Source organism: Streptomyces minutiscleroticus (assembly GCF_014650875.1).
GTDB classification, from domain to species: domain Bacteria; phylum Actinomycetota; class Actinomycetes; order Streptomycetales; family Streptomycetaceae; genus Streptomyces; species Streptomyces minutiscleroticus.
Map to the genome: position 1 here is coordinate 1 of NZ_BMVU01000022.1, position 11,742 is coordinate 11,742.

Annotated in this window: 10 protein-coding genes and 1 pseudogene; 2 read left to right on the forward strand and 9 right to left on the reverse strand. The window is 74.8% G+C overall.

What is annotated here, in order from left to right; genetic code table 11:
• The 6 genes and pseudogenes from IE271_RS21340 to IE271_RS21365 all read right to left on the reverse strand — a co-directional run.
• On the reverse strand, positions 1-1,494 hold a 1,494-nt coding region (locus tag IE271_RS21340), incomplete at its 3' end, for an acyl-CoA dehydrogenase family protein (protein ID WP_190191983.1).
• A gap of 174 nt (positions 1,495-1,668) precedes the next feature.
• Entirely contained in the window at positions 1,669-2,610 is a 942-nt protein-coding gene (locus IE271_RS21345; protein ID WP_190191984.1) for an alpha/beta hydrolase, read from the reverse strand.
• Positions 2,611-2,773: 163 nt separating this feature from the next.
• Positions 2,774-3,580, reverse strand: a complete 807-nt coding sequence (locus tag IE271_RS21350; RefSeq protein ID WP_190191985.1) for a thioesterase family protein — start codon at positions 3,578-3,580, stop codon at positions 2,774-2,776.
• A gap of 201 nt (positions 3,581-3,781) precedes the next feature.
• Positions 3,782-4,156 (reverse strand): annotated as a pseudogene (locus tag IE271_RS21355) (cytochrome P450); the annotation flags it as partial.
• A 32-nt stretch (positions 4,157-4,188) separates the two neighbouring features.
• Complete coding sequence (locus IE271_RS21360) at positions 4,189-5,013, reverse strand: cytochrome c oxidase assembly protein (protein ID WP_190191986.1); 825 nt, start codon at positions 5,011-5,013, stop codon at positions 4,189-4,191.
• A gap of 26 nt (positions 5,014-5,039) precedes the next feature.
• Positions 5,040-5,534: a DUF2243 domain-containing protein gene (locus IE271_RS21365; protein WP_190191987.1), complete on the reverse strand. Its 495-nt coding sequence runs from the start codon at positions 5,532-5,534 to the stop codon at positions 5,040-5,042.
• Positions 5,535-5,627: 93 nt separating this feature from the next.
• Here IE271_RS21365 and IE271_RS21370 point away from each other — a divergent pair, with 93 nt between their 5' ends.
• Positions 5,628-6,161 carry a hypothetical protein gene (locus tag IE271_RS21370; protein WP_190191988.1) on the forward strand — a complete coding sequence of 178 codons (534 nt, stop codon included), beginning with the start codon at positions 5,628-5,630 and terminating at the stop codon, positions 6,159-6,161.
• Between the two features lie 37 nt (positions 6,162-6,198).
• Here IE271_RS21370 and IE271_RS21375 read toward each other — a convergent pair whose 3' ends face one another.
• Positions 6,199-8,031 (reverse strand): FAD-binding dehydrogenase, encoded by a 1,833-nt coding sequence (locus IE271_RS21375; protein ID WP_190191989.1) that lies wholly within the window; start codon positions 8,029-8,031, stop codon positions 6,199-6,201.
• A 363-nt stretch (positions 8,032-8,394) separates the two neighbouring features.
• Here IE271_RS21375 and IE271_RS21380 point away from each other — a divergent pair, with 363 nt between their 5' ends.
• Positions 8,395-8,931: a cupin domain-containing protein gene (locus IE271_RS21380; protein WP_190191990.1), complete on the forward strand. Its 537-nt coding sequence runs from the start codon at positions 8,395-8,397 to the stop codon at positions 8,929-8,931.
• Positions 8,932-9,019: 88 nt separating this feature from the next.
• Here IE271_RS21380 and IE271_RS21385 read toward each other — a convergent pair whose 3' ends face one another.
• Positions 9,020-9,820, reverse strand: coding sequence for an SDR family NAD(P)-dependent oxidoreductase (locus IE271_RS21385; protein ID WP_190191991.1), 801 nt, complete (start codon positions 9,818-9,820; stop codon positions 9,020-9,022).
• An 83-nt stretch (positions 9,821-9,903) separates the two neighbouring features.
• A complete protein-coding gene (locus IE271_RS21390; protein ID WP_229919468.1) occupies positions 9,904-11,442 on the reverse strand; it encodes a hypothetical protein in 1,539 nt (512 codons plus the stop codon).
• Positions 11,443-11,742: the final 300 nt, after the last annotated feature.

The following is an 11,742-nucleotide window of genomic DNA, read 5'->3' on the forward strand; positions in this document are numbered from 1 at the left end:
CAGGGCGGGGGTGACGGTGCGGTTCCAGCGGCCGAGCGGGCCGCCGGCCTTGCCGGAGCGCAGCCGGGTGCGGGCCCGCTGGTGCCAGACGCGCTCGACGCCCGCGAGCAGGTCCTGCAGGAAGTCCGGGTCGGCGAGCTGCCGCTCGGCCGCCGGGACGCCGGACGGGGGCCGGGGCGTGAAGTGGCCCAGCAGCATCTCGCCCGCCGCCTTGGTCCAGATGACAAGGTTGTCGCCCTCGGCGGTGATGGTGCCCTCGTTGGCGGCGAGCTGCGCGGCGATGCCGTTGGCGAGGAACAGGCCCTGCGCGCCGCACCGTTCGCGGCACTCGGTCATCACGGCGCGGGCCTGCCAGGTGATCCAGCCCTTGACGACGGCGACGAGCCGCTCGGCGTCGTCCCGTGCCGCGCCGTCCGCCTCCGGCCGTACGGCCTCGGCCCACCGCTGCACGGCGGTGCGCTGCAGCAGCGTGGCGGCGTAGGTGGTGGCGAGGGCGTCCACCAGGGGCGTGTGATGGCTGCGGTAGCCGAACAGGGGGACCGTGGTGCCCGCGGTGGCCCCGGTGGTGTGACGGTGGTGGGCGTGGCGCACCGCGACCGTGACGGCGTGGCGGGTGACGCCCAGGCTGTAACCGCTCATGCAGAGCTTGCCGGTGGCCACGCGGCCGACCGAGGCCAGGAACCGCTTGCGGCGGTTGCCGACCGAGCTGGTGAAGGTGCCGTCGGGCAGCAGCCGCCCGTGGTCGGCCTGCAGCATCGCCTCGTACGGCAGCCGGACGCGGTCGAAGGAGGTGACGCAGTGGTCGACCGGGGCGGTGGCCGTCTGGGGCAGTCTGCGTATCTCTATGCCCGGCATCGGCTGCCCGGTGCCGTCGTGGAGCGTGGTGAGGAACAGGAAGACGCCCTCGTCCCTGCCGCCGACGAGCAGGCGGGCGGCCACGACGGCGGTCTTGGGCCCGCCGGTGGAGGAGGTGTTGGGCATGAACTTCGCGGCGGCCGGCGACGGTGTGTGCAGCAGGAAGGTGCGGCTGTCCGGGTCGTAGGCGGCGGTGGTCTCCAGCTGGGAGGCGCTGTTGCCGTGGTCGGCCTCGGTGCACAGGAACGTGCCCGTGCGGGAGAGCGAGGTGAACTCCCGCAGGTCGCGCCGGTCGCCGTCGTGGTCGAGCAGGCTGCCGAGGAAGAGGTTGTAGTGGATGGACGCCACCGTGCCGAGGCCGGGGTCCACCGCGCCCACCCACTCGTGCAGCGCGGAGAGCCGCTCGACGTCCCGGACGAGCCCCGCGGGGTCGGCGACGGCCTCGTTCAGCAGGCGCAGCCGCTCGTAGGAGAGGGCGGCCCGCTCGTCGTGGGGGAGACCGTCCCTTAAACGGAACTCACCGGTGGAGAACAGCTTCCGCCACGGCGCGTGGAGCTGCGCGAACCGGTCGCCGAAGAGCGCGTGGGTGAGATGCGCGGCGAGGGACGGGCCGTGTACGTCCGGTAGTTGAGTGGTCATGATCGGGAACGGTAGCGGATGAACCTATTCCACTCAGCGTGATGGCCGACCCGGCCGAGGGTTGACCGAAAGGGATCGTTCCGCGGGTCCGTGCCGCCCGGCACGCGGACGGCGACGGCCGGACCGGGTACGGGGCGGCCCTTCGCCGACGACCTGCCGGGCCCGGCGGGCCCCTCACCGGCAGTGGCACCCGCGCTCTGCAGAAGGACCGGAAGGGTGTGCCCCGGACGTCCGCCCGTCCGTCCCGGACGGTTCCCGGCCCGCGAAGAAGGAGCCGAGGGAGGCGGCGACGGCTTCCGGCGCCTCCTCGGCCGCGTGGTGCCCGCAGTCGATGCCGTGCCCGCGGACGTCGCCGGCCCAGTCGCGCCAGATGCGGACGGGGTCGCCGTACAGGTCCTCCAGGTCGTCGCGCAGCGACCACAGGACCAGGGCGGGGCAGCCGACGCGCCGGCCGGCGGCCCGGTCGGCCCGCTCGTGGCGCGCGTCGACGGTGAGCCCGGCGCGGTAGTCCTCCAGCATGGCGCGGACGACCTCGGGGTTCCGGGTGGCCGCGCGCCACTCGGCGTGGTTCTCCCGGCCCATGATCTTTGGGTCGCCCCGGTACCAGCTGTCCGGGTCCGCGGTGATGACGCGTTCGGGGACGCCGGGCTGGGCGAAGAAGAACCAGTGCCACCACTGTGTCGCGAACCTCTCGTCCACACGGTCCAGGTGCTCCGTGAGCGGCAGGCCGTCCATGAACGCCACCCGTGTCACCGCCTCGGGGTGGTCGAGGACGAGGCGCAGGGCGACGGCGACGCCCCGGTCGTGCCCGGCGAGGCCGAACCGCTCGTGCCCCAGGGCGCGCATCACCCGGACCATGTCGCCGGCGACCGCGCGCTTGGAGTGGGCGGAGTGGTCGGCGGCGGGGGCCGGTCCGCGGGAGCGGCCGTAGCCGCGCAGGTCGGGGCAGACGACGGTGAATCCTCGGGCGACCAGGAGCGGGGCGACGCGGTGCCAGGTCGCGGAGGTGCGGGGATGGCCGTGCAGCAGGAGGAGCGGCGGGCCCTCCCCGCCGTGGCGCACGAAGATCGATGCTTCCTCGGTCTCGACGAACCCGGCCTCGAAGCGCTCGAACATCGTCACAGCATCGCGCACGCCGGCCCGTACCGGAAGAAGGCCGCGCGGACGGGCACCCCGAGCACACCGGCTCGGCACATGGACCGGCGGCGCCGAGCATGTGGCGTGGACGGGGAAGCGGGGACGGGGGAGCGGGGACGGTGTGTCCCCGCTCCGGAGGCGGTCAGCGGCCCGGCTGGGGCCGGACGGTGAGGATCTGCTGGGCGTGGCCGACCGGTCCGGAGACGTCGTGCAGCACGGTGCTCGTGACGCCCTGCCCGGTCGCGCCGAAGGTGACCGTGGTGTCGAGGCCGGTCCACCGGCCCTCGGGACGGCGGTGCAGATGGACGGTGAGGTCGACGTTGGGCCACATCCACTCCGTGGGCCGCTCGCGCGCGGCGATGCCGTTCGCGGTGTCGACGAGCGCGACGTAGGACGCCAGCGGGCCGCTGGGCTCACCGGCGACGAGGTCGAGGCCGGTGGAGACCCACACCGTCGCGCGCCCCGGCCGCGGCGGGGACACGGGCCGCAGGTCCAGGGAGGCGATGTACCCGCCCGGCCACACGTCGGTCAGCGGCCGGGAGGCGAGCCGCTCGGGCGGGGTGAGCCGGCCGGCGCCGCCGCCCGCCACGGCGGAGGTGTCCAGGGCCGCGAGGAGCCAGGCGCGGGCGCGCACCGCCGGGCGGCCGGCGACGGTCGCGACGGCTTCGAGCAGTTCGATGGTGCGGCCGGGCCGGACCGTCTCCACCCGGATCTCGCACTCGTCCAGCGCGAGGCGCCCCAGGATGTCGAAGCTGATCCGGCCGATCAGCAGCTCCGGTCCGGGACGTGCCGCCAGGTGCCGTTCGAGGGCGTGGACGACGAGCCCGCCCAGGGGGCTGAAGTGCGTCTCGCCCGGGTCCCACGCGCCGCTCGCGTGCGGGGTCGGCTTGTAGCGGTGCTCGTCGATGCGCTCGTAGTAGCTGCCGGGGGCCGGGGTGGCGGTGTTCAACGGGTACTTCTCCTGGGGCTGGGGCGGCGCGGTCGTCCTGCGGTCCTGAACGATGTATTAAGCATGTACTCGTGCTCAGGGTGCCGTGGACGACGGTGCCGCTGTCAACGCCGGGAAGTACGCACTCACCTCCGGGGCCGAGGACCGGGGTCGGGGAGAGGAGAGGCAGGAACAGGAGGACCGGGAGGGCAGGGCGCGCGCTCACCCCCGCGGGCGGGGCAGAACCCGTACGTCCGCCACGCTCATCAGGCCCGCGAGGGGGACCTTCGCCACCGTCTGGCGCGGATCGGGGGCCAGGCCGTTGTGGCGGACGATGTCGAGGAGCCGCTCGGCCAGGGGCAGCACCATGTGGCGGCCCCAGCAGCGCTCGCCGGCGTGGCCGAAGGGGAGGTAGCCGGAGGCGGTGTCGGGATCGAGCCCCTCCCACCGTTCGGGGCGGAACGCGCCGGGGTCGTCCCACAGGGCGGGGTCGCGGTGGCTGAGCAGCGGCAGCATCAGGACGTCGTCGCCCGCGCCGATGCGTCCGTCGAGCCGGTGGAACCCGGGGGAGGCCACGCGCAGCAGGTTCCGGCGCGGCAAAGAATTCCGTGGAATTCCCCGCCTTTCCCTCACGGCAGGGAAGAAGGGGCGTCGGCACGGCGGAAAAGCGCCGCCGGACGCCCGCGCCGCCGGTGGGCCCGGCCCGTGGCGGCGTACCACCGGGCGGCGATGACGGCGGCGAGCGCGGCCTCGACGAGGTCGCCGCCGTAGTACATCAGCCGGGCGCCCGCGTGCAGGTCGGCGGCCGCGACGGCGGTGCCCGGCGGCGGGGCGGCGTAGAGGGTCTTGGCGAGGACGGCGTGGCCCGCCCCGGCCGCCAGCAGGGCGGCACCGCGCCACCGCACGCTCCACCGGCGGCGGACCGGGTCGAGCTGGCAGACGGCGGCCGTGAACAGCAGCCCGGCGGCCAGGACGTGGGCGTGCACGGCGGCACCCAGCAGCGGGTCGTGGCGGGCCGCGGCCGACAGGCCGGTGCGGTACAGCAGCCACAGGCCGCCCACGTCGAGCACGGCGGCCAGCGGCGGGAACAGCAGCCACGCGGCGGGCCGGGAGTGCGCCGCGGCGAGCAGCCCGCGCCGCACCGGCCCCGGCGGCAGGGTGCGCAGGACGAGCGTGAGCGGCCGGGCGAGGACCAGCAGGAGCGGGGCCGCCATCGCGACCACGAGGTGCTGCGCCATGTGCGCGGTGAACGGCCCTCCCGGCAGGGGCGCCGTCGACGCGTACGCGAGGCCGGCGCCGCCGGCGGCGAAGGAGGCGTCCCGCGGCCGGGGCCAGGCGTCCCCGCGCCGGCGCAGCCGGACGGCGGCCGCCACGTACGCGACGACGGCCGCCGTCGCGGCCAGGGCGAGGACCGCCCCGAACGCCCCGCCGCCCGGGTGCGCGTGCGCGGACACGGCCGCGAGGTCGGACCGCGGCGGGATCACCGTGCCGCCGCCGGAAGCCGGGTCCGGCGGCGGGCGCGCACCGCGAGCACGGCGCCGACGGCCAGCAGGGCGAGCGCGGCGAGGTTCCACGCCCAGTCGTACGGGGTGACGTCGACGCCGTAGCGGACCTGGTGCAGGCGCAGCAGCTTGTGGTCGACGACCCCGTCGAAGAGCTGGAAGAGGCCGGCGCCGAGGAAGAACCCGGCCCGGGCGTGCGCGGCCGACAGGGCGCGGCGCCGACGCAGGTCCGCGAGCAGGAAGAACCCCGCGACCAGGCCCAGCAGCTCGGCGGTGTGCAGCAGGCCGTCGGACAGCAGGGCGACGCCCGGGGTGGAGCGGTCGTAGAAGTGGTGCCAGTGCAGGACCTGGTGGAAGACGATCTCGTCGACCGCGGCCATGACCGCCGCGCCGATCAGCGCGCACACGGCCAGCGACCGCCGGGTCTCGGGGCGGGCCCCGGACGGGGCGGGACGGTCCTGTTCGCTCGTCATCGGCGCTGCTCTCCTGAGGGGCCTGCGGGTGCGGAACGTGTACCCCGGCGCGCCGGGGAGATGAGTCCGCGGCACAGGGGTACCCGTAGCGGCATGATCAAGCGCGTACTGTGGCAGGGCCTGCTGGCCGGCACCGCCGGAGCCGTGGTGATGACGCTGGGCGAGAAGGCGGAGCAGCGCCTGACCGGCCGGCCCGACTCCCACGTCCCGGCGCGGACGCTGGAACGGGTGACCGGCATGCCGGAACGCCCCGGGAAGCAGTCCCTGCCGGTCAACTGGGCCATGCACTTCGGGCAGGCCGCGCTCCTGGGCGTGCTGCGCTCCACGATGGCGCACGCCGGGCTGCGCGGACCGTGGTCGTCCGCGAAGTTCACGGTGGTGCGGCTGACCAACGACCAGATCCTGGAGAACGCCACCGGCGTCGGCGCGCCGCCGCAGACCTGGCCGCGCAGGGAACTGGCGGTGGACCTGCTGCACAAGGCGGTCTACGCGTTCGCCACCGGGGCCGTCGCCGACGCCCTGGCCGCCCGGTCCGGGCCCGGCCCGGGGCAGCGGCACGCGGCGCTGCGCCCGGGCCGCCGCCCGGACGTGGGGCCGCTGCCCCGCGAAGAGGCCCACGGGCGGTAGAGGACCCCACGGAAGGTCCCACGGGGCGGGGCGGGGTTCAGAACGCGGTGGCCGCCGCGGCCGCCCGTCCCGTCAGGCGGCCCGAGAACAGGCAGCCGCCCAGGAAGGTGCCCTCCAGGGAGCGGTAGCCGTGCACGCCGCCCCCGCCGAAGCCCGCGACCTCGCCGGCCGCGTACAGACCGGGGACGGGTTTCCCGGCCGCATTCAGGACACGTCCCGAGAGGTCGGTCTGGAGGCCGCCGAGGGTCTTGCGGGTGAGGATGTTGAGCCGCACGGCGATCAGCGGCCCGGCGTCGGGGTCCAGGATCTTGTGGGCCGCGGCCGTGCGGCTGAGCGAGTCCCCGACGTAGGCGAGCGCGTTGCGGATGCCCATGACCTGGACGTCCTTGGTGTACGGGTTGTCCATCTCCCGGTCGCGGGCCTCGATCTGCCGCTTGAGGTCCGCCAGGTCGACCAGACCGTCGCCCGTCAGCTTGTTCATGCCGGTGACCAGGGCGGACAGCGTCGAGGCGACGACGAAGTCCTCGCCGTTCCTCTTGAACCTCTCGACCGGCTCCGGCGTCTGCCAGATGCGGGAGAGGAGCTGCAGCACGTTCTTGTCGGTCAGATCCGGGTTCTGTTCGGACCCGGACAGGGCGAACTCCTTCGCGATGATCTTCTGCGTGGTGACGAACCACGAGTAGTCGTACCCCGAGTCGGTGATCGACCTGAGGGTGTGCAGGGTGTCGTAGCCGGGGATGTCGGGCGTGCCGAAGCGCCTGCCCGTGGCGTCGAACCACATCGACGACGGGCCGGGCAGGATGCGGATGCCGTGGCCGGGCCAGATCGGGTCGTAGTTGCGCAGGCCCTCGGTGTAGTGCCACATGCGGTCGGGGTTGACGATCCGCCCGCCCGCCTTCTCGGTGATCGCCAGCATGCGGCCGTCCACGTGCGCGGGCACGCCGGTGATCATGGACTTCGGCGGGGTGCCCAGGCGCGCGGGCCAGTTCCTGCGTACGAGCTCGTGGTCGGCGCCGATGCCGCCGGAGGTGACCACCACGACCGGGGCGCGGAACTCGAACTCGCCCACCACGGTGCGCGAACTGGGCTTCCCGCGCGCGGCGCCGCTCGGCTCCAGGACGGCGCCGCGCACGCCGGTGACCGCGCCGCCGGTCGTCACGATCCCGTCCACGCGGTGCCGGAACCCGAAGGTCACCCCGCGGTCCGCCACCGCGGCCCGCACCTTCTTCTCGAACGGCTCGACCACGGCGGGCCCGGTCCCCCACGTCACGTGGAAGCGCGGCACCGAGTTGCCGTGCCCGTCCGCGAGGCCGCCGCCGCGCTCCGCCCAGCCGACGATCGGGAACCAGCGCACACCGAGCCCGTACAGCCAGGACCGCTTCTCGCCGGCGGCGAAGTCCACGTACGCCTCGGCCCACTTGCGGCCCCAGTGGTCCTGGCCGGACGGGTCGTCCACGCCCCGGTCGAAGCCCGCCGTGCCCAGCCAGTCCTGCCAGGCCAGCTCGTGCGAGTCCTTGACGCCCATCAGCCGCTGCTCCTCGGAGTCCACGAAGAACAGCCCGCCGAAGGACCAGAACGCCTGCCCGCCCAGGTTGGCCTCGTTCTCCTGGTCGAGCAGCAGCACCTTGCGCCCCGCCGCGGCCAGTTCGGCCGTGGCGACCAGGCCGGCGAGCCCGTGGCCCACGACGATGGCGTCCGCGTCCTGCGACTCGGCCGCGAAGGCCGGGAACGCCGTCTGGGCCAGCGCGGCACCGGCGAGGACGCCGCCCGCCACCGTCAGGGCGTGCCGGCGGGTGACGCCGGCGCCCTCCCCGGCGGACGCGGGACCGTCCGCGTGCCGCGCTGCGGGGTTTCCTCCGAGGTTCTCCATGAGCTGACCGCCTTCCGGGCAGGACACCGAGGGGGAGAGGGATGCGCGAGGGGACACCGGGGCGCCGGGGTGTTACCGAAGGTAGCCCACAGGGTGGGGAGCCGCCAGGGTCGTGCACGACGAAGTGCGGACGAGGCCGCGGGGCCGGTCGCCGAGTACAACTTTCTTACCTGGGACGGCAGTTCACGCCGGATGGCGTCAGCGGGAGGGGGAGCCGGTGAGCCGGGGGGACGGCGGTCCGATCGGCCATTGGAGGGGCCGTGGGGAGGCGGCCGGTTCGCCGCGGGTGCCCGACGGGTACCTGGACGGTTCCCGCCGCGGGACGGGAGGGCCGCTCCCGCCGGACGTCAGGAGGGACGCGCCATGCACGCAGAGGACGGGGTACCGGTCACGCCGCCGGGAAGACGTCTCGACCCGCCGGAACTGCTGGAGGTGGCCCGCCGGGTCGGCCGGGCCGAGGACGTGTGGCGCGAGCGGCTGGAGCGGTGCGCGGACGACCGCACCTACGTGTCGCTCTTCCTGGACGAGCACGTGGGGGTGTGGGCGATCTCCTGGAGCGAGGACACCCACGACACCGGGTACCACGACCACGACCGCTCCTGCGGGGCCGTCTACGTGGCGGACGGTGTCATCAGGCACGAGAAGCTGCGGCTGGGACACCGTCCGGTGGGGGAGCCGGTCGCGGCCGGCGACGGGTTCTGCTTCGACAACAGTGTCATCCACCGGATGCGCAAGGAGCCCGGCGCCCCGCCCACCGTCACCGTGCACGCCTACTCGCCGCCGCTGACCTTCACCGGCCAGTACGGCGACCCCGGCGACGGCCTGCTGCACCGCGTGCCGACCGGGTCCGAGGAGCACCTCTCGCCCAAGGGCGGGCAGGGCACGGACTCCACCGATTGAGGGACTGCGACAGGACCGACCCGGAGACCTGCGACAGGGCCGACTCGGGGGCCTGCGACAGAACCGGCCCAGGTACCTGCGACAGGGCCTAGCCCTCTTCGCCGTCCCGTGCGGACCCCGGCTCCGCCATCTTCCGGTGGAGGACGGCCTTGGCGGTGTCGGGGAGCACCCTGTCGGCCAGCCCCTGGGCCTTGGTCCCGAGGGAGCCCGTGACGGCCTTCGGACGGCCCTTCATCAGCGCCTCGAACGCCTGCTCGGCGACCTGGGCGGGATCGTCCTTGCCCGAGCTGCCGATCTTCGTGTCCTCCATGCCGGCCCGCCGGAAGAAGTCGGTGTCGGTCGGCCCCGGCATGAAGGAGGTGACGGTGACGCCGGTGTCCTTCAGCTCCTCCCGCAGCGCCTCGGCGAAGGACTGCACGAACGACTTCGAGGCGTTGTAGACCGGCTGGAAGGAGCCCGGCATCATGGAGGCGATCGACGAGGTGAACATCAGCCGCCCCTCGCCGCGCGCCACCATCCGGCGCAGCAGCGGCTTGGCGAGCCGCACCGTCGAGACCACGTTGAGGTCGATCACGGACAGGTCGTCGTCCAGGTCGGTGTCCGCGAAGGCGCCGCCCTGCCCCACTCCCGCGTTGAGGGCGGCCGCGTCCAGGGTGAGGCCGGTGGTCGCGGCGACCAGCTCGTCGACGCCCTCGGCCGTCCGGAGGTCGGCCCGCACCGCCCGCACCTGGACGCCCAGCTCGCGCAGCCGCTGCGCCGCGAGGTCGAGGCGGTCGTCCTCGGCGTTGACCAGCAGGTCGTAGCCGTGCCGCGCGAACTGCTTCGCCAGTTCGTGTCCGATACCACTGGAAGCCCCGGTCACCAGGGCGAGAGGCCTGTTGTCGTCCATGGGGACGGAGTAACCCCGTACGGCGCGGTCAACCGTCGGTCCCCGGCCGGGACCGGGCACGGGAGGAGCCCGGCCCGCGGCGGTCACCGTCCGGGCGATGGAGCGGGCCGGCCGGGCGGCAGGTGGGCCCACCAGCCGCCCGGCAGGGGGTGCCGGGACCAGCCGCGGGCGTAGGACGGCGCCTTCCCGGAGGGCTCGACGAGGAGCGCGAAGGGGATCTCGCGGGCCAGCTCCAGCAGGCGGGACGGGGTGACGGAGCGGTTGTTGCCGTGCGTCTGGACGGAGGCGCACCCGGCGTCGAAGGCCACCGGCAGCGCGGTGGGCCCGGTGACCGCACAGGGCGGCCGCACACCGAGCGCGTGCAGGGCCCCGGCCGCCGCCCGGTACGCCTCGGCGGCGCCCCCCGTGCGCACACTGTTCCGCCATACGACCGCCTCCTGGGAGACCGTGTGCAGGGCGCCCGCTGCGGCCAGCGCGACGGTGACGGCGGACAGGGAGCGGAGCCTGGGCCGGGAACGGCGCCCCCCGAGGTCCGGCACCCGGCCGAGGAGGACGGCCAGCGGCGGGGCGAGCAGGGCGTAGGACGGCAGCAGGAAGCGCGGGGCCGAGTACGTCAGCAGGAAGAGGTACGGGACGGCCGCCGCGACGGCGCACAGCACCGGGACCACGGTCACCGCCGGCGGGTGCCCGCCGCGGCCGCGCAGGGCGCCGACGACGGCGAGGACCGTCAGGAGGGGCAGCACGCACCACCACAGGGTGAGTTCCGGGTGCTCCAGGGGGACGTGGCAGGGGCGGCACAACTGCGGTCCGTTCAGGGTGCGCCAGACGTTGCCCACGTTCATGTGGAAGGACATCCCGCCCTCCACCTCGCTGGAGCGGCGCAGCCGGGCGACGACACCGCCGAAGCGGACGTACGCCTCGACCGCCCACGGCAGCGCGCCGACGGCCGCTCCGGCGCACAGCGGCAGCACGGCGGACCTTTGGGCACGCACCACGAGGGCCGTGCCCAGCAGGGGCAGGGCCACCCAGCCGGCGTCGGGGAGCCGGACCGCGGTGGCGGCGGCGAGGAGCGCGGCGAGCCACCAGCGGGCCCGCGGCTCCGCGGGGACGCGCAGGAACCAGGCGACGCCGGCGACGGCCGCCAGCGCCGTCCAGAGGTTCGGCATCACCTGCGAACCGGCGTGCTGGGCCGTCCACAGCCCGGCGAGGAGCAGCGCCGCCAGCGCGCTGTCCCGGGAGCCGATGAGGGGGCGCCAGGCGCGGAACGCCGCGTACAGGGCCGCGGACGACAGCAGGACCAGGACCAGACGCAGCACGAGGACGGAGTCCGTGACCGCGAGGACCGGTGCGACCAGCAGGCTGACGCCGCGCGAGCGCGGGGCGCTGAAGTACGCGGCGGGGGCCCACGGCGCGGTCTGCGAGACGTAGACCGTCTCGTCCCAGCCGAGCGCGTGACCGGTGCGGGGCAGGACGAGGAGGAGCTGGGCGAGGCCGTACGAGACCGCCACCGCGGTGAGCCAATGGCGCACCGGGAGCCGGGGGCGCCGCCGGGACGGTGGCGGACCGGACGGACGCGGTGCGGTGGCGGACACGGTGCCGGTGCCGGTGTCGGTACTGTCCATGGTCCCTTCAGGGAGTGGGGCCGTGAGCGCGGGGGCGCGGCCGCCGGCACGACGGGTCCGCCCGGTGCCACCGTGTCGCGCGGTGCTCCGCGGCGCCGTCCCGTCGACACGGTGTCCGCCCCTTGTCGATCGGCCGGCGGCCCCGCGAGGTTGAGCCGCGTACCGCCGGTGCCCGCCACGGCGTACGCGTGGTGGAGCAATAACACGATTTTCCACCGGGCCCTCTTCGGGGCGTCAGGGTTTTCCCGGCCTTCGTGGGCCTCCGGCCTTCGCGGACCTCTCGAATCCCCGGACTTCCCG

Excerpts from the sequence above, each read along its gene's own strand:
- IE271_RS21345 (WP_190191984.1), bottom strand. The coding sequence starts at position 2,610 with ATGTTCGAGCGCTTCGAGGCCGGGTTCGTCGAGACCGAGGAAGCATCG.
- IE271_RS21365 (WP_190191987.1), bottom strand. The coding sequence starts at position 5,534 with ATGACGAGCGAACAGGACCGTCCCGCCCCGTCCGGGGCCCGCCCCGAG.
- IE271_RS21370 (WP_190191988.1), top strand. The coding sequence starts at position 5,628 with ATGATCAAGCGCGTACTGTGGCAGGGCCTGCTGGCCGGCACCGCCGGA.
- IE271_RS21375 (WP_190191989.1), bottom strand. The coding sequence starts at position 8,031 with ATGGAGAACCTCGGAGGAAACCCCGCAGCGCGGCACGCGGACGGTCCC.
- IE271_RS21380 (WP_190191990.1), top strand. The coding sequence starts at position 8,395 with ATGCACGCAGAGGACGGGGTACCGGTCACGCCGCCGGGAAGACGTCTC.
- IE271_RS21385 (WP_190191991.1), bottom strand. The coding sequence starts at position 9,820 with ATGGACGACAACAGGCCTCTCGCCCTGGTGACCGGGGCTTCCAGTGGT.
- IE271_RS21390 (WP_229919468.1), bottom strand. The coding sequence starts at position 11,442 with ATGGACAGTACCGACACCGGCACCGGCACCGTGTCCGCCACCGCACCG.